Origin of the sequence: Novosphingobium sp. ES2-1, assembly GCF_015169775.1 — a bacterium.
GTDB classification, from domain to species: domain Bacteria; phylum Pseudomonadota; class Alphaproteobacteria; order Sphingomonadales; family Sphingomonadaceae; genus Novosphingobium; species Novosphingobium subterraneum.
The window spans coordinates 1,013,711-1,030,599 of the sequence record NZ_CP063445.1 but is presented as its reverse complement, the minus strand read 5'-3'; the positions used below and the strand labels follow the sequence as shown (position 1 = coordinate 1,030,599).

Genomic DNA, 16,889 nt, shown 5'->3' with positions numbered 1-16,889 from the left:
ACTACCTAGCGCCCCACCGGCCCCTTCCACAGCACGCCGTCCTTCATCACCAGCGATACCTTGCGGATCGCGGCAATGTCGGTGAGCGGATTACCCTCGACCGCCACCAGATCGGCCAGCATTCCCGTCTTCACGCTGCCCAGCCGGTCACCGATGCCAAACATCTTCGCGTTGCCCGATGTCGCTGCGATTGCCACTTCGGCGGGCGTCATGCCCCCCTTCACCATCAGTTCGGCTTCCCGCGCGTTGTCGCCATGGGCGTAAACGCCGACGTCTCCGCCCATGCAGATGGCGACACCGGCCTTGCGCGCCTTGGCGAGGGCCTCGAACCCCTCCTGCACGCCCTTGGGCACCGGCGCCTCACCATTCCATCCGCGATAGCGTGCAATCGCATCGCCTGCGGCAAGCGTCGGACAGAAGCCCACGCCCTTGGCCTTCATCGCCGCGAACACGTCAGGCGTCCCTTCGTCGCCATGCTCGATCGTGTCGACACCGGCTGCGACGGCACGACGCATCCCCTCTGCCGTGCTGGCATGGGCGACAACCTGCCGTCCGGCACCGTGCGCAGCCTCCACCACAGCTTTCAGTTCCGCTTCCGTAAAGGTTGGCCTGCTCGGTTCGCCAGGCCCCCAGCGATAATCGGCATAGACCTTCACCAGGTCCGCCCCGGCGCCGATCTGCCGCCGCACGGCATTGATCAGGTCTGGCCCGCCAGCCTCCTCCGCACCAAGCGGCACCGTCACCCCCGGCTCGAACCCTCTGGGACCATAGGCCCCCGGCGCAACGATGGCGCGCGTAGCTACCAGCATGCGTGGCCCGGGCACGATTCCCTGCTCGATCGCCTGCTTTAATCCGACATCGGCATAGCCAGCGCCTTCGGTGCCGAGATCGCGCACCGTGGTGAAGCCCGCCAGCAAGGTCACCCGCGCGTGAACCGTGGCGCGCGCCGTACGCAGCGCCAGAGACTCATGCAGGACCTGATCGTCCCACGGCGTTTCGTTGTAGGGGTGCAGGAACAGGTGCGAGTGCCCCTCGATCATGCCCGGCATCAAGGTGGTGCCTGGCAGCGCAATGACCGAAGCCTCGACTGGCGCGACAATGTCAGGACCGACCGCTTCTATGCGGTTGCCCCTTACCAGAACCGCCCAGCCCTTGCGCAGCACTCCGGTCTCACCGTCGAATACGGCGTCAGGCCGCAACAGGGTCAGCGCCTCGGAACGCTCGCCGGCAAACGAAGGAGCCGCAACGGTCAGCGTCAGGGCAGCAGCAAGAACCTGTAGGACAATCCGCATTCGCCATCCTTTCGAATGGCGCCATCATACCTGCGCAACAAGAAGCGGCAACAATCTGCGCCGTCCTTTTTCCTCAATCCGGGTTCAGGCCGCTTCCTCGTGCCGCAGTTCTGCAAGCTGCGCGTCGGTCCGAGGCAAAATACCCATGCCATTTATGGTCCGACGATCGAGATGCTGGAGCTGTATGTCAGGACTTTGGCGGGTAAGATCGCGTAAGTGTTGCACACGGATCACGGCCATCACGCAACCCAGCGTCGCGATCGAAACGCCCAGGCGCCACATGGCGAATTGCCCGCTCTGCACGGTCGACAGGAATTCGGCAAAGCACTGCCATACGGTTGCAGCGCCAAGCAGCTCGGTCGCGCGTTGGCGTGGCGCCGCCAATAGCAGGGAGCACGCGAGGAAGAACGAGCCGACACCGGCCGTCGTCACGCTGAGCTGGTCCGTCACATAACCGAAGCCGAGCGCAACCGCGCTGGCTACTGCGACAACACGGGCGGTGCGGGAAATCTGACCAGGGGTCAGCATGTCGAGTGGGCTACGCATGCGCAGGATCATTGCCCAAGCCTCTCAACAATTCGTTACGGCACGAAAGGTCCAGAAATGATCTCAATAAATCCAAAAATTACAGTCCATAGCAGGACCGACAACGCCAGCGGCAGCCCGAGACGAACCCAGCCCGAGGCACTTTCCGTTGGCGAATCACCCTCCGCCTGCCCGAATCGCCCGGCCATCAGTTCTTCCTGTAACTGATGGACGGGTGAACGAACCGGGGCGTCCTCCTGCCGTGCAGGACGGGGCAGCGCGATGTTTGGCGCGACGCTCTCGGCTACACCTGAAGGCAGTTTGGCAGACAGTACCGGCGATCCCGACATGGTGGCTCCTCGGCATCACTCTGCCATGAGGTCACCAACGACAGCTCACCACAAACCTAGGGATTTACGCTTAGCCCCGTTGCGCCATTTCGAGCGGTTCGCCACGGACCGGGTAACCCAACCCGTCCGGGATCATCAGCCAGCGACGCCCCTCCCGCTCTTCCACAAACGGACTGATCGTGCCGATCGGTGTCGTCTCGGCATGATTGCGCGCTTCGTCGAAATTGCCGAACAACGCCAGGCGTTCAAGATTCCGTCGCGTCGGAAAGATGACCTTGATCTTGCCTTCTTCGGCAAGATCGAGCGCTTCGCGCGCACTTGCCCAGAAGAGGTGCCGGTTCTCGGTGGCATCAACCTCGATATCGACCGCCCCGGTGCCCAGATCGGCGAGATAGAAGCGGGTGTCGAAAATTCTTTCAGTCCTGTGTTTCGGCCACCAGCGAGCGAAGGGCACCAGCCGATCAATCTCAAGCTCCCAGCCAAACTCTGCCAGTACCGGCGCAAGATCACCGCCCGAGATCAGCATGCGTCGCGCTTCGGCCGCAAGCCTGCCATCGACCTCGCCCGAAATTCCAACCACCAGGCCGGTCTCTTCCAGGGTTTCGCGGACAGCAGCCACTCGCGCCGCCAGATCGCCTAGGTCTCCCCCAGCGCTCTGCCCCAGGCTTTCCGCCAGCGAAAAGTCCGACGGATCGATCTTGCCGCCTGGAAAGACGGTGGCGCCCCCTGCAAACTTCAGGCTGGCATTGCGCTCCACCATGAGAATCTGTGGCGCGCCACCGGCAGGAGCATGCCGAAAGATGATGACGGTTGCCGCCGGAGTGGTCTTGCTCAGCCAGTTTTCGGGCTCGATATCATGCGTTTCCATCCTGGCGATCATGTCCCGCCCGAGCGCGCTTGCCAAGTCTCGAGAAAGTGTCGGATCACTTTACATTCGCCGCTTCAGCCTGATGGTTTCAGGTGCGGACAATCCCGAAAAACAGGCCTTTTCCGCAAACTGGCACGAAGAATGCTTAGGTCATAATGTCCCGAAGAGTAGCTTCTTCTCGAGGCGGAGCCAGTCCCCCCGGTCTCTATGGCTCCGCCTCTCCCGGGACCTCCCTCAAACAGGCAGACCACAAAAAACGTATGGCCCGCCCCGTCTGCAAGGGGGATTTTGAAGTGTTCTGATCAGTCTGCGTCAACGTATGCGGTCTCATGGGTGACCCCATGGCCAAGATGGACATCCGCACGTCTGGAGCCACAATAAAGACGCCGGCAACGAGTGCCATTTTTTTGGCCGGGCTTTCCAGACGCCGATCGACTGTCAGGCCATCTTCACGATCCTTCCTGCAAACATCGTTGGCCTATGCACGAAGATGCGTGCGGCCGATCCGGTTATGCCGCGACTGGGTAGCCGCGTTCGAACGTCGCGTCCTTGCGCAAGGCCGCCCATGCGATCCGCGCCAGCTTGTTGGCCAGCGCGACGACGATAGCATTGCGGTGGACTCCTCGCTCGATCATTCCTGTCAACCAGCGCCCCAACGGGGTCTCGCTTCGCGCCAGCGACGGCAATGCTGCTCGGGCACCGTGGATGAGCAAAGTGCGCAAGTAGGTGTTGCCTCGCTTGGAGATGCCGAGCAGCCGCGGCTTGCCGCCGGTAGTATGCTGACGGGGCACCAGACCGAGCCAGGCACCCAGGTCTCGGGCTTTGGCAAAGCTGCTGGCATCGCCCACGGCTGCAATCAGGGCAGTTGCGTTCAGCACCCCGACGCCGGGGATGGATGTGAGCCGCCGGGCAGCCGCGTCATTGCGCGCCAGCTCGACAAACTCGCCGTTCAGCGTTTCCACCCTGGTATCGAGTTCGCGCCATTCGGCACGCAGTTCGGCCACCAACTGGCGCAGACGCGGTGACAAGGTCGTATCCTCATCGGCCAGCAGGGCATCGATGCCGAGTTCCAGCTTGCGCCGCCCAACCGGGAAAATGGTCCCGCGCTCCAGCAGGATCGCCCGCAACTGGTTGGTCAGGCTCCTGCGCTCAGCCACCAGGCGCGAGCGAACCCGGTGGAGCGTCTGGATGTCCAACTGCTCCTGGGTCTTGAGTTCGACGAAGCGCATCGTTGGACGCGAGGCGGCCTCGGCGATCCCCTCGGCGTCGCGGTCATCGTTCTTCTGTGCTTTGACATACGGCCGTACGTACTCCGGCGACATCAGCCGGATCTCATGTCCGTGCGCGGCGAACAGGCGCCCCAGATAATGGGCACCGCAACATGCCTCCATCGCGACCACGCACACAGGAAGCTTGGCAACGTAGTCGACCAGCGTCTGGCGGCGCATCGACCTGCGTACGACGACAGCTCCCGCCGCATCCACGCCCACCACACTGCAGGCATTCTTGCCCAAATCAACGCCAAGGATCACAATAGACATCGGTCCGCTCCTTTCCTCTTCAAGCACCAGCATCATATCCGATGCCGGGGAAAAGGGGCGGGCCATCCCATAAAGACGCGACCGGCATTGCCGACCGCGCCTCATGAAATGCTGAACTCTTGGTGGATCATGCGGCCTTGACGCCCGAATCTTCCATCAGCTGCTGCAATTCGCCAGCCTGGAACATCTCCATCATGATGTCCGATCCGCCCACGAACTCGCCCTTGACGTAGAGCTGCGGGATCGTCGGCCAGTCAGAGTAGGATTTGATGCCGCTGCGGATTTCCATGTCCTGCAGCACGTCAACCGAGGCGTATTCGACGCCCAGATGCTCGAGGATGGCAATGGCCTTGCTGGAAAAGCCGCACTGCGGGAACAGCGGCGTTCCCTTCATGAACAGGACGACGTCGTTGCCGTTGACGATTTCGGAGATGCGCTGCTCGGTCGACATGGTGGATGAGTTTCCTTTCCGTCCTCAGTTGGGAACGGCAGTGGTCAGTTGCAAGGCATGGAGCTCGCCGCCCATGCGCCCGCCAAGCGCATCATATACCAGCTTGTGCTGCTTGACACGGCTCAGGCCGGCAAAGGCGGCAGACGTGACACGGGCGGCATAGTGATCGCCGTCGCCCGCAAGGTCCGTGATCTCGACCTCGGCGTCCGGCAAAGCCGCACGGATCATCGCCTCGATCTCGGCCGCAGGCATTGCCATCAGGCTTCGCCCATCAGTTGGCGGCGGGCGTCGACCTGCTTGGCTTCCATCGCCGCGCGGATTTCCGCTTCGTCGGTTTCGATGCCGGCCGAAACCAGATCGCCAAGCAGCTTGCGGATCACGTCCTCGTCACCGGCTTCCTCGAAATCGGCCTGCACGACCGACTTGGCATAAGCCTCGGTTTCGGCCGCATCGAGGCCCATGCGCTCAGCCGCCCAGGTGCCCAGCAGACGGTTGCGGCGGGCGTGGACGCGGAACATCATTTCCTCGTCACGGGCGAACTTGGCCTCAAAAGCCTTCTCGCGATCGTCGAACGTGGTCATCGGCCGGATATCCTTCGTAAAAGGGTTTCTCCAGCCGATAATCAGCGAGCGCGTTCCCTGCAAGGCATCACGAAAAGAAACACTGGGGCTCAGGCAGCGCGGAGTCAGATCCGCCCGCGGCGAATGTCGAGCAGCACGCCGCCTTCGCGGCTCACGTGGCAGGAGAAGCTGTCACCATTGCGAAGCGTGCCCGACACCCGATAGCCATCGCCATTGCGCGTGGCGTCGTAGACCTCGTCCACCTCGCCCTTACGCTCGGCTTCGGTGACGCAGGAGTCGACCGCGTCGTTCAACCCGCGCGAACCCACGCCTGCCCGGCTGTCGTCCCGCCAGTCATCGGGCTGCCCGTCCCGCTGAACGTCTCGCGGGTCGTTGCGCCGATCATCTTCGGGGCGATAACGATAGCCATCATCCTCCCCGGAATTGCGCTTCTTCTCGGCCTTGCTCGCAGCGGTCGCGATTGCCGCAATGCCGCCGATGATCAGCAGCCCGGCCAGCACATCGCCGCCGTCGACGCCGCCGCGATCGCGGTGCCATCCGCGCCCGCCCCAGCCGCCGCGATCCCAGCGTCCATGCGCCTCGGCAGCAACCGGCAGTGCGGTCGTCGCCAGCGCAGCCAGCGCCATCGCAATCCTGGAAAAACGTCCCACCATGATCATCCCTTCACAACCGACCGCCTGCCCCGATCCATGGGCCAGCAGTCGGTGCCCGTCATTCTTGCAAGGCTAGGCGGCCCAGGCTTTCCGATGCCTGAACCGCCTGCCTTATCATGCTTCAGAGGCCGCGAATGCCGCTGTAGTCGAGGTCGACGACTCGGCCCCGTTCAAACTTGCACTTGAACGAACCGCTGTCGTAGCCGCGCAGGGAATTGTTCCAGCCCCGATAGTCGCCACCCCAGCCGTTGCCGTAGTAGCGGTCGCCATCGCGCCAATCGCGACCGCGCGTGTTCACGGCGATGCGGCCGCGAACCTCATAGCCCCACCGCGTGTTCCGCACCTCGCGGACGTCGGTCACGTCGGCCCGGCCATAGCTGTAGCGGGCGGCGTTGCGCTCTGCCGTGCGCACACACTGTTCGATCGCCTGGCGCGGGTTGCCACGGCCGTAGTAGCCATCGCGATAGCGCCCGTCGTTCCAGCCATCACGGCCCCGCCAGTCGTCGCCATAACCGTAGCGGTCATAGTCGCGGTTATTGTTGTTGCTTGCTGCAGCGGCGATCGCGGCAATGCCGCCGATCACCAGCGCACCTGCAATGATGTCGCCCCCGTCGATGCCGCCGCGATGGTCTCGGGCAACTGCGGGAGAGGCCGAAGACACCGCGACCGCAGCGGCGGCAGCAGTTCCGACCAGGGCCTTGGGCAAAGTCTTCATGGCTCAGATCCTTCAAAACGGCGGGCCTTTCCCGCCACGCATGAAGGATTGCCTGATTCGCCGTGATGGGACGCTGAACCACGCCGACAGCGATTGTTCATCAAAACAGCCCCTAAGATGAACGGGCCTGCTACCGTACTGCTTCGCTGTCCAGCCCCGTCCAGTAGGCCAGGAACGCCAGCACATCGGCGCCCGCACCGATCACTTTCTCCACCGGTTTGCCCGCCCCGTGCCCCGCGCGCGCCTCCACGCGCAACAGGCGCGGCCGCTCGCCGATCTCCGCGGCCTGCAGCGCAGCCACGTACTTGAAGCTGTGCGCCGGCACCACGCGGTCGTCATTGTCCGCAGTGGTTACAAGGATTGCGGGATAGGCGCTGCCCCCGTTTATGTTGTGATAGGGTGAATAGCTGCGCAGCGTGTGCCAGTCTTCCTCCCGGTCAGGACGGCCATAATCATCCACCCAGAACCGGCCGGAGGTGAAGCGGTCAAACCGCAGCATGTCCATGACGCCCACGTCGGGATTGGCCGCAGCGAACAGATCGGGCCGCTGGTTCACGACCGCTCCCACCAGCAGCCCGCCATTGGATGCGCCCTGGATCGCAAGACCGCCCTTGGCCGCGATCCCCTCCTTCACGAGGTATTCGCCCGCAGCGATAAAATCGTCGAAGCTGTTCTGCTTCTTCTGGCGCCGTCCGGCCTCGTACCAGGAGCGCCCAAGCTCGCCGCCACCCCGGACGCTGGCCAGCGCGAACGCCCCGCCCGCCTCTAGCCAAGCCATGCGCACCGGCGAATAGCCCGGCGTCAGCGCAATGTCGAAACCGCCATAGCCATAAAGAAGGGTCGGCAAAGGCTTGCCTGCCGCCGCCAGCGCCTTCTTGCGAACGACATAGAGCGGCACCATCGTCCCGTCCTTCGAAGGGTACTGACGCTGCTCGACCAGATAGTCAGCGGGATCGAACGCCATTCTCGGCACCGCAAACGGCGTTACCGTTCCCCTCTGCAGGTCCATGCGGTAGATCGCCGGCGGCAGGTTGAAGCTGGTAAACTGGTAGAATGTCTCCGGGTCGCCGGGTCGTCCGCCAAACCCGCTGGCCGTGCCGATCCCGTTCAGCGTTATCGCCTTGCCCGGCTTGCCCTTGCGATCGGTCATCACCGCCACCGTCTGGCCGTCCTTGAGATACGACAACAGGAAGCGGTCGCCGATCATCCGCGCCCCTTCCAGCGTATTGCCGCGCTCGGGCACGACCACCGCCCAGCCCTTCTTCGGGTGGGCCAGATCGATGCTGACCAGATGGTAATTGGCAGCGCTCCGGTCGGTCAGGAACCACAAGCGATCGCCGATGCCCGCCACCAGCTTCCAGTGATCTGCAATCTCGGGCACCAGCGGCTGAGCTTTCCATTCGCCCGACCTGCGCCCGTCGAGCTGGATCAGATGAACTGCATTGCGCTTGTCGGTGCTGACTTCGCTCACCACCACGGCCCAGCGCCCGTCGCTCGTCACCAGTGCCTTGTGGCTCCATGCGGGGTTCTCTGGCGTTGCGTGGACCAATTCATCGTGATCCTGCGCGGTGCCGACGCGGTGAAACCACACCGCTTTGTTGAAGCGCGGCGCCCGGGGATCATCGCCCGCCCGGGGTGCCGGAAAGCGCGAATAGAGGAAGCCCTCGTCGCCAACCCAGGCGATCTCCGTATCATTGGCCCACGCGATACGCTCGTCAAAGATGCGGCCGCTCGCGACATCCACCACGCGCAAGGTGCGCCAGTCGCTGCCCGCCTCCTGCTCGGCAAAGGCGACATACTTGCCGGATGGTGATGGCTCCCATTGGGCCAGCGCCAAGGACCCGTCCGCACTCCAGCCATTGGGATCGATCAGCAGGCGCTGCTTGCCCTCGACCCCCTTGCGCACCCACAATGCCGACTGGTTCTGCAAGCCTGCATTGCGCGTGTAGAAATAGCTTCGTCCAGCCTTGCGCGGCAGGCCATAGCGCTCGAAATCGAACAAGGCTCGGATACGACCGGCAAAGCGCTCACGGGCGGGTAGCCTCGCCAGATAATCCCCGCTCAAGGCATTCTGCTCTGCCACCCAGGAAGCGACCGCGCCATCCGTTCGCGGATCGGCTTCAAGCCAACGGAAAGGATCGGCAACGCGCTGCCCGAAAACCTGCTCGACCAGCGGATCGGCCCGGGTCGATGGATAAGCCGTCTTCGGAAGGACAAGCCTGGCATTACTACTGCTGGGATTGGAACCTCCAGAGGCCTCCGGAAAGGCCACCTCGGAACTGTCCGCAACTGCAGGGCCTGCAGGCAGCACCGCCGCCAACAGAAGTGCGCCGCCCAACAGGCCGCGCGCAGACCTTGCCATCTCCCGCATCATCGTTGGCCAAGGCATAGCACAGCGCAACGATATGCGGGAGATGCCCTTCTTCCTCAGTCCGTGGCTTTTAACCCCGTCCAGTGCGCCAGAAACGCGTAAACGTCAGCCGTTTCCTCGATCAACTTCGAGATCGGCTTGCCCGACCCGTGTCCGGCGCGAGTCTCGATGCGGATCAGTTGCGGCTTCGGTCCAAGGCCGGCTGCCTGAAGCGCTGCCGCATACTTGAAGCTGTGCCCCGGCACCACGCGGTCGTCAGTGTCAGCCGTCGTCACCAGCACTGCCGGGTAGGGCGTGCCAGCCTTCACGTTGTGGTAGGGCGAATAGGCCCGCAGCACGCGCCAGTCTGCCTCGACATCAGGTCGGCCGTAATCGTCGGTCCAGTAACGCCCGGCGGTAAAGCGGTCGAAGCGCAACATGTCCATGACGCCCACCGCCGGATGCGCCGCCGCGAACAGGTCGGGCCGCTGGTTCACCACTGCGCCCACCAGCAGCCCGCCGTTTGAGCCGCCTTCCACCGCAAGCCCCGTCTTGGGGGTCACGCCATTGGCAATCAGCCATTCGCCTGCCGAAATGAAATCGTCGAACACATTCTGCTTGCGTGCCCGCCGCCCGGCATCGTGCCAGGCATCGCCATATTCGCCGCCGCCACGCAGGTTCGCCACGGCATAGGCCCCGCCGCTCGCCAGCCACGCCATGCGTGCTGCCGAGTAGGCTGGCGGCAAGGAAATGTTGAAGCCGCCGTAGCCATAGAGGATCGTCGGCACCGGCCCCCTTGCGTCCTTGCGCCGGACCACGAACATCGGGATCCTTGCGCCGTCCTTCGATGGATAGAACACTTGCTCGACCTTGTAGTCCTCGGGCGCGAAGTTCAGCGGCACCTTCTGCCATGGCGCCACTTTCCCGCTGACCGTATCGAAGCTGTAGACGGTTCCGGGGGTGGTGAAGCTGGTAAAGCCGAAGAATCCGGCCCGGTCCCCCGGCTTGCCGCTGAACCCGGTGATCGATCCGATCCCCGGCAGCGCCATCTCTCCGGCAGGAGTCCCGTCAAGGGCGTAGACCTCGATCAGCGATTTCACGTCCTTCAGGTAATTGAGGTAGAGTTTGCCCCCGACGATCGAGGCCCCGTCGAGGTTCGCATCGCTTTGCTCGACCACCGTGGTCCAGACCGGCTCTGCCCCCGAAAGGTCGACCTTCATTACCTTCTTGAGCGGCGCGTCCTTGCTGGTCACGAACCACAGCGTGTCGCCTGTCGCGTCAAAGCAGTCCCACTGGGCGGTCATGTCGGGAACCAACGGGCGCAACTTCCAGTCAGCCTTGCCGATTGGCGCCACGAACACGGCCGAAAGGGGGTCGGTGCCTTCATGGCTGGTCACCACCAGCCAGCGCCCCTCGCCCTTGACCTGCGCCACATGTCCCCACTTCGGCTTGTCAGGGGTGGCAAAAACGGGCCTATCCTCAGCCTGCGGTGTACCCAGCTTGTGATACCAAACGGTCTGGTTGTAATTCAGCGCCTGGAACGCCTCGCCCTCTTTGGGTGCCTCAAAGCGTGAATAGAGCACGCCGTCATTGCCGACCCATGCAATATCGCTGAACTTCACCCATTTGATCTCGTCCGCAAGGGCCTTACCGTCGCCCGCGCCAACGAACTTCATCGTCCGCCAGTCCGATCCACCATCCTGCACGGTGTAGGCGAGCGTTGCCCCGTCCGGCGAAGGCTCCCAGGCGTCGAGCGCAGTCGCCCCATCCTTCGCCCAGCCATTGGGATCCAGCAGAACGCGCCCCTCAGGCGAGGCGGCATCCCGCACGACCAATTGCGCCTGGTTCATCAGTCCCGAATTGTAGGTGTGAAACAGTCGGCCTCCTTCCTCGCGGGGAACGCCCCAGCGCGGATAGTCGAACAGCCCCTTGAGCTTCTTCTCGAACCCGGCCCGCTCCGGCAGGGCCTTGAGATAGCTATCGGTAAACCTGCTCTGGCCGTCGACCCACGCCGCAACCTTGCTGTCAACACGAACGTCTGCTTCCAGCCAGCGATAGGGATCGGCAACCTGTTCGCCGAATAGGGTCTCGACCACCGCCCCCCGGTCAGTCTCAGGGTAGTTCAAGGCTGTATCTCCGGCAAAGGCAGGTGCAGACAGGCTGACAGCCGCCACCGCAGTGGCGAACAGAATTTGGCGCATGGGCATGGGGGAGCTTTCCGGTGAATCATTCGGTTGCAGCCGAAACTAGCCAGCTTCCCGTCACGCACAAGCCCCGCGCACGAAAAACGGGCGGAGCCAGCGGCCCCGCCCGTCAATCTCGTCCGAAACGAAGCGCGAATTATGCGGCTTCGTATTCGTCTTCATCAGCCGTCATCACCGGGCCCGAGTCCTGGCCCTTGGCCGAGGTGTCACGGTCGACCAGTTCGATCACGGCGATCGGTGCAGCGTCCGAAGCGCGGAAACCGGCCTTGATGATGCGGGTGTAGCCACCGTTGCGATCGGCATAACGCTCGGCCAGAACGGTGAACAGCTTCTGCAGCTGGGCATCGTCAAGCAGACGGGCGTGGGCGAGACGGCGGTTCGAAAGGCCACCCTTCTTGCCGAGCGTGATCAGCTTTTCGATGTAGGGGCGCAGTTCGCGCGCCTTCGGCGTCGTCGTGGTGATCTGCTCGTGCTTTATCAGAGCCGCTGCCATGTTGCGCAGCATCGCGATGCGGTGGGCAGAGGTACGACCCAGCTTACGCTGGCCAAGTTTATGACGCATGGTATTTCCCTTCCGTTCGTAGGGGGGCCGTACGAGGTACCCCGATCCAGGCGGCAATTAGGGCTGCCGCCAAGTCACCCTTGAAAACAGGGCGCCCCGAAGGACGCCCCGAATTTCCTTAGCCGAGAAGCTCTTGCTCGAGCTTCTTGGCCATCTCTTCGATGTTCTCAGGCGGCCAGCCCGGGATGTCCATGCCGAGGCGCAGGCCCATCGACGAAAGGACTTCCTTGATCTCGTTGAGCGACTTGCGGCCGAAGTTCGGCGTGCGCAGCATCTCGGCTTCGGTCTTCTGGACCAGGTCGCCAATGTAGATGATGTTGTCGTTCTTGAGGCAGTTGGCCGAACGCACCGACAGCTCGAGCTCGTCGACCTTCTTGAGAAGGTAGCGGTTGAGCTGGTTGGCATCGCTCTCTTCCGGTGCATGGGCAGCGACGCCACCGGCAACCGAAGGAACGTGGCCGACCGGCACCTGGTCGTCGAAGTGCACGAACAGCGCGAGCTGGTCCTGAAGAATGCGCGCAGCATAGGCCACGGCGTCTTCCGGGGTGATCGTGCCATCGGTTTCGACCGTCAGATTGAGCTTGTCGTAGTCAAGCTCCTGACCGATACGGGCGTTGTCGACCTTGTACGAAACCTGGCGGACCGGCGAGTACAGCGAGTCGACCGGGATCAGGCCGATCGGCGCGTCAACCGGACGGTTCGACACGGCGGGGACATAGCCCTTGCCGGTATCGACGGTCAGTTCCATGTTGAACGTCGCGCCTTCGTCGAGATTGCAGATCACGAGGTCCTTGTTCATGACCTCGATGTCGCCGGTGACGGCGATGTCGCCTGCCTTCACTTCGCCCGGACCAGTGGCCGAGAGCTGCAGACGCTTGGGGCCTTCGCCCTGCATCTTGAGGGCGATCTGCTTCACGTTGAGCACGATGTCGGTCACGTCTTCGCGGACGCCGGCGAGCGACGAGAATTCGTGAAGAACGTTCTCGATCTTGATCGAGGTGACCGCCGCGCCCTGAAGCGAGGAGAGCAGCACGCGACGCAGCGCGTTGCCGAGGGTGAGACCAAAGCCACGCTCAAGCGGTTCGGCGACGAATGTCGCGCGGCGCTTGGCGTCGTTGCCCGGCTTGATCTCGAGATTGTTGGGCTTCTTCAGTTCCTGCCAGTTCTTGATGTTGACAGTCATGGAATTCCCCTGGGGTTTGTGCGGGCTTTTGCCGGTTGCCGGGATGCTTAATTCCCGGCTCCGGTCGAGATATTGGGTGAAAGGGGCGCCGGTACCTGCGCCCCATCCACCATAGGCAGGATCAGACGCGACGACGCTTCGACGGACGAACGCCGTTGTGCGGGATCGGGGTCACGTCACGGATCGCCGTGATGGTGAAGCCGACCGCCTGGAGGGCGCGAAGGGCGCTCTCGCGGCCCGAACCGGGACCCTTGACTTCGACTTCGAGGGTGCGGACGCCGTGTTCCGCAGCCTTCTTGCCGGCATCGTCAGCAGCGACCTGCGCTGCGTACGGGGTCGACTTGCGGCTACCCTTGAAGCCCATCATGCCGGCCGACGACCACGAAATGGCGTTGCCCTGAGCATCGGTGATGGTGATCATGGTGTTGTTGAAGCTGGCGTTTACGTGCGCAACACCACTGGTGATGTTCTTGCGCTCGCGGCGCTTAATGCGCTGAGGTTCGCGTGCCATGGTAAATATCCTCGAGAAACTTTGGACGGAAGAAGGATCTGTTCAGATCTTACTTCTTCTTGCCGGCGATCGGCTTGGCCTTGCCCTTGCGGGTGCGGGCGTTGGTGTGAGTGCGCTGACCGCGGACCGGCAGGCCCTTGCGGTGACGCAGACCACGATAGCACGCGAGGTCCATGAGGCGCTTGATGTTCATCGCCACTTCGCGGCGAAGATCGCCTTCCACGGTGTGCTCGGCGTCGATCGTTTCGCGGATCTGAAGGATCTCTGCGTCCGAAAGGTCGGCCACGCGGCGGGTGTGTTCAATACCCAGCTTGTCGGCGATCTGCTTGGCCTTGTGTGCGCCAATGCCATGGATGTAGGTCAGCGCGATGATCACGCGCTTGTTGGTGGGGATGTTGACCCCGGCAATACGAGCCACTTGCTTCTCCGTTTGCTCCACAGGCCGCGCGAATCGCTCGCGCCGCCTATCTCATCGCGAAAACTCACTCGGGAAATCCCGGATTTCTGCATGGTTTCAGGACCTTGATCCTGATTGTGCAGACGTTGCCCGGAAATGAGTGAAAGGCGCGATTAGGCGGTTTCGACTGCAACGTCAACCGCTACGCAAGCACAAAAGGCGGACTGCGCGCCGTTCGTGGCACGGTCCTGCTCGAATGTGGAGCAACCTTATCCCAATCGCGCCGCGAGGTCAAAACCCCCGGTGCGCAGCCCTACTGGGTCGGGGCAACGATCCTTGCCGGATGTCCGGAAACACGCGCCCCATCGGGAACGTCGCGCGTCACGACAGCGCCGGCTTCCACCACGCAGCCTTTGCCCACCTTGATGCCCGGCATGACGATGGCCCGCGCGCCAATCGTGGTGCCGCTGCCGATAACGGTGTCGGCGTAGAGACCGCGCGTGAAGTCGTGCGAAAGCAGGATGGCCCATGGCCCGATCACGCACTCATCGCCGATATGGATCCCCGATGGCCAGTTGCGGTCGAGCGACGCTGTCGGGGAGACCCAGGCGCTGGCGGCAATGTTCATCCCCCAGAAGCGGGTCTGGACAAGATGCCGAAGTCTCTGCCTGATGCTCTTTCGGCGTATACCCGCCCCTCTGGTCACGCGTCCGATGCCCCCGCCAGGCCCGCCAGGGGCCAATCGCGCTTTGCATAACGCCCGGGCCGGAGATATCAACTCGCCATGGCCTACCCCCCGATCAGCGGACGCAGTCTCTCGCGCTTCATCCGCGCCCGTGGCCTGGTGATCGGCAGCTACATCGCCTGGCTCCGCCATGTCCGTGGCGTGCGCATGGGCCGGGAGGTCGACCTGTCGCTCAGCACGCGCATGGAAGTGGGCAGGCGTGGCGCCATTTCGATCGGCGATGAAACCGCGATCGCCCTCAACGCCGCAATCTTTACCAGAGGAGAGGACGGCAACGTGCGCCCGGTCTCGATCGGCGCGCGCTGCTTCATCGGCGCAGGGGCTGTCATCCTGCCCGGCGTGACCATCGGGAACGGCGCAATCGTCGCGGTGGGATCGGTCGTCAGGCGCGACGTTCCCGATGACTGCATCGTCTCGGGCAATCCCGCCCGCATCGTGCGGCGGGGCATCGACGCCGGATGGCTCGGCCGCCTGCCGGAAGCCCACATCAACCAGCGCCTGATGTATGCGCGCGAGGCCATCAAGCTCGGGCTCGCAACACGCGGCCCGGCCGCCCTCGAAGCAACGCCTGAAGCCAACGACTGAAAGCCCTTCTCAGACGATTGTCACCGCCCTCGATCCATATTAGACCAGAAGTTCTAATAATACATGGGGAGAGAACTCGATGGCCGCACTGCGTCTTGCACCGCTCGTGAGACTGGCCCTGCTCGTGCCGCTGACCCTGCTGCTTTCGGCATTCCACGGCTTCGTCGGCTGGCACAAGGTCTTCTCCTCCCGCGAGGAACTGATGCGCCATACGGCTTGGACCGTGCATCTGCCGGAATGGCTCGGACGCATCGTCGGGATCACCGAGCTTGCGCTTACCCTCCTGCTGCTGCTGGCACTGTTCCTGCCGGGGTACAGCCGGATCGGCATGATGGCAGCATATGGTTTCATCGCGCTCGAACTGGTCTCGACCGTAACCCATCAACTCGCGCAGGACGGCGCGTCGCTCGTCCAGAACCTGCTGTCGATCTTCACAACGGCGGTCGTCGCATGGCTGTTTGCGCAAAGGGCTGCGGCCGCTAGATAGCGAAGCGTTACGGCGCCGACTGGGCGGCCGTCCCTCCAGCGTCGGATATTGCCATCACAACTCGCCTGCGCATTGCCGCATCGCTCGACTATGCCATGTCCACCGCCGCTCCCGTGCTGATGCAGATCGGCGTTGCGGCAGTTGCGGGACAGCGCCTGCTCGAGACCAGTTGCATCACCACCCCCGCCATTGCCCGCACCGTCGCCGGGCACGATGGTCTGGGCGAGCGCCAATGGCTTGAACCCCGGACGGGGTTCGAGGTATCGTACAACGTCATCGTCGAGATCGACCGCCAGCCCCTGCCGCTGGCCAATCTTGCCGCCGACAGCCTCACTGCCCTGCCCGGCGAAGTGCTCGAATACCTGTTCCCCTCGCGCTACTGCCCGGTCGACACGATGCACGCCGCCGCGGTCGACATGTTCGGCCACCTGACTGGGGGCGCTGCGGTAGAGGCCGTGCGCGACTGGATCGCCACCCACCTCGCCTATGTCCCCGGTGCCAGCCACGGCGGCACCACCGCGCTAGACACCTTCCACGCCCGCGAGGGCGTCTGCCGCGACTACGCCCACCTCCTGATCGCGCTGGTGCGCAGCCTTGGCATCCCGGCCCGAATGGTCAGCGCCTACAGCCCCGACGTCACCCCCCAAGACTTCCACGCCCTCGCCCAGGTCTGGCTGGCCGGAGCCTGGCACCTGGTGGACGCGACCGGCATGGCCGACCCCGCCACAACCGCCATCATCGGTGTAGGCCGCGACGCAGCTGACATCGCCTTCCTCACGATCTTCGGCGGGGCGACGCTGAACGAGCAGGTTGTTGAGGTGAAGTTGTAGGACTGACGGACCCCGCGCTCAACTCTGCCCCGCGTTAAATTCCACCGTCACCCCGGGCC

At 63.5% G+C, this 16,889-nt stretch carries 20 protein-coding genes; 3 read left to right on the top strand and 17 right to left on the bottom strand.

The genetic code is table 11. The features are described from left to right. Positions 1-5: 5 nt before the first annotated feature. From IM701_RS05025 to IM701_RS04945, 17 genes are all read right to left on the bottom strand, one after another. On the bottom strand, positions 6-1,292 hold the full coding sequence (locus IM701_RS05025; protein WP_193827975.1) for an amidohydrolase family protein: 1,287 nt from the start codon (positions 1,290-1,292) through the stop codon (positions 6-8). Between the two features lie 84 nt (positions 1,293-1,376). Further along, positions 1,377-1,850 carry a hypothetical protein gene (locus IM701_RS05020; protein WP_039335193.1) on the bottom strand — a complete coding sequence of 158 codons (474 nt, stop codon included), beginning with the start codon at positions 1,848-1,850 and terminating at the stop codon, positions 1,377-1,379. 23 nt (positions 1,851-1,873) lie between these two features. After that, a complete protein-coding gene (locus IM701_RS05015) occupies positions 1,874-2,167 on the bottom strand; it encodes a hypothetical protein (RefSeq protein WP_193827974.1) in 294 nt (97 codons plus the stop codon). A gap of 70 nt (positions 2,168-2,237) precedes the next feature. Further along, entirely contained in the window at positions 2,238-3,035 is a 798-nt protein-coding gene (locus IM701_RS05010) for an NUDIX domain-containing protein (RefSeq protein ID WP_052242485.1), read from the bottom strand. A 509-nt stretch (positions 3,036-3,544) separates the two neighbouring features. Beyond that, positions 3,545-4,576 (bottom strand): IS110 family transposase, encoded by a 1,032-nt coding sequence (locus IM701_RS05005; RefSeq protein ID WP_062345709.1) that lies wholly within the window; start codon positions 4,574-4,576, stop codon positions 3,545-3,547. 127 nt (positions 4,577-4,703) lie between these two features. Next, positions 4,704-5,027, bottom strand: a complete 324-nt coding sequence (gene grxD, locus IM701_RS05000; protein WP_039335195.1) for a Grx4 family monothiol glutaredoxin — start codon at positions 5,025-5,027, stop codon at positions 4,704-4,706. A gap of 24 nt (positions 5,028-5,051) precedes the next feature. Further along, entirely contained in the window at positions 5,052-5,285 is a 234-nt protein-coding gene (locus IM701_RS04995; protein WP_039335197.1) for a BolA family protein, read from the bottom strand. Further along, a complete protein-coding gene (locus IM701_RS04990) occupies positions 5,285-5,608 on the bottom strand; it encodes a DUF1476 domain-containing protein (RefSeq protein ID WP_039335200.1) in 324 nt (107 codons plus the stop codon). Before IM701_RS04990 ends, IM701_RS04995 begins: the two co-directional genes overlap by 1 nt. A gap of 104 nt (positions 5,609-5,712) precedes the next feature. Then, positions 5,713-6,261, bottom strand: a complete 549-nt coding sequence (locus IM701_RS04985; protein ID WP_193827973.1) for a hypothetical protein — start codon at positions 6,259-6,261, stop codon at positions 5,713-5,715. Positions 6,262-6,382: 121 nt separating this feature from the next. After that, positions 6,383-6,976 (bottom strand): hypothetical protein, encoded by a 594-nt coding sequence (locus IM701_RS04980; protein ID WP_039335203.1) that lies wholly within the window; start codon positions 6,974-6,976, stop codon positions 6,383-6,385. A gap of 130 nt (positions 6,977-7,106) precedes the next feature. Further along, positions 7,107-9,338, bottom strand: coding sequence for a prolyl oligopeptidase family protein (locus IM701_RS04975; RefSeq protein WP_193827972.1), 2,232 nt, complete (start codon positions 9,336-9,338; stop codon positions 7,107-7,109). Between the two features lie 65 nt (positions 9,339-9,403). Next, positions 9,404-11,533, bottom strand: coding sequence for a prolyl oligopeptidase family protein (locus IM701_RS04970; protein ID WP_193827971.1), 2,130 nt, complete (start codon positions 11,531-11,533; stop codon positions 9,404-9,406). Positions 11,534-11,666: 133 nt separating this feature from the next. After that, a complete protein-coding gene (gene rplQ, locus IM701_RS04965; protein WP_039335208.1) occupies positions 11,667-12,092 on the bottom strand; it encodes a 50S ribosomal protein L17 in 426 nt (141 codons plus the stop codon). A gap of 118 nt (positions 12,093-12,210) precedes the next feature. Beyond that, a complete protein-coding gene (locus IM701_RS04960; protein WP_039335210.1) occupies positions 12,211-13,275 on the bottom strand; it encodes a DNA-directed RNA polymerase subunit alpha in 1,065 nt (354 codons plus the stop codon). Positions 13,276-13,396: 121 nt separating this feature from the next. Further along, complete coding sequence (rpsK, locus tag IM701_RS04955) at positions 13,397-13,786, bottom strand: 30S ribosomal protein S11 (protein ID WP_008065643.1); 390 nt, start codon at positions 13,784-13,786, stop codon at positions 13,397-13,399. A 49-nt stretch (positions 13,787-13,835) separates the two neighbouring features. Beyond that, a complete protein-coding gene (rpsM, locus tag IM701_RS04950) occupies positions 13,836-14,204 on the bottom strand; it encodes a 30S ribosomal protein S13 (RefSeq protein WP_039335281.1) in 369 nt (122 codons plus the stop codon). A 292-nt stretch (positions 14,205-14,496) separates the two neighbouring features. Beyond that, complete coding sequence (locus IM701_RS04945) at positions 14,497-14,811, bottom strand: DapH/DapD/GlmU-related protein (RefSeq protein WP_052242474.1); 315 nt, start codon at positions 14,809-14,811, stop codon at positions 14,497-14,499. A 156-nt stretch (positions 14,812-14,967) separates the two neighbouring features. Here IM701_RS04945 and IM701_RS22170 point away from each other — a divergent pair, with 156 nt between their 5' ends. The 3 genes from IM701_RS22170 (at position 14,968) to IM701_RS04930 (ending at position 16,830) form a co-directional block, all read left to right on the top strand. Beyond that, the gene (locus tag IM701_RS22170; RefSeq protein ID WP_052242476.1) at positions 14,968-15,513 is read left to right on the top strand and encodes a DapH/DapD/GlmU-related protein; all 546 of its coding nucleotides are present in this window, start codon (positions 14,968-14,970) and stop codon (positions 15,511-15,513) included. Between the two features lie 79 nt (positions 15,514-15,592). Continuing rightward, on the top strand, positions 15,593-16,000 hold the full coding sequence (locus IM701_RS04935) for a DoxX family protein (RefSeq protein WP_193827970.1): 408 nt from the start codon (positions 15,593-15,595) through the stop codon (positions 15,998-16,000). Positions 16,001-16,095: 95 nt separating this feature from the next. Next, positions 16,096-16,830: a transglutaminase family protein gene (locus IM701_RS04930; RefSeq protein ID WP_230487804.1), complete on the top strand. Its 735-nt coding sequence runs from the start codon at positions 16,096-16,098 to the stop codon at positions 16,828-16,830. The last annotated feature ends 59 nt before the right edge of the window (positions 16,831-16,889 follow it).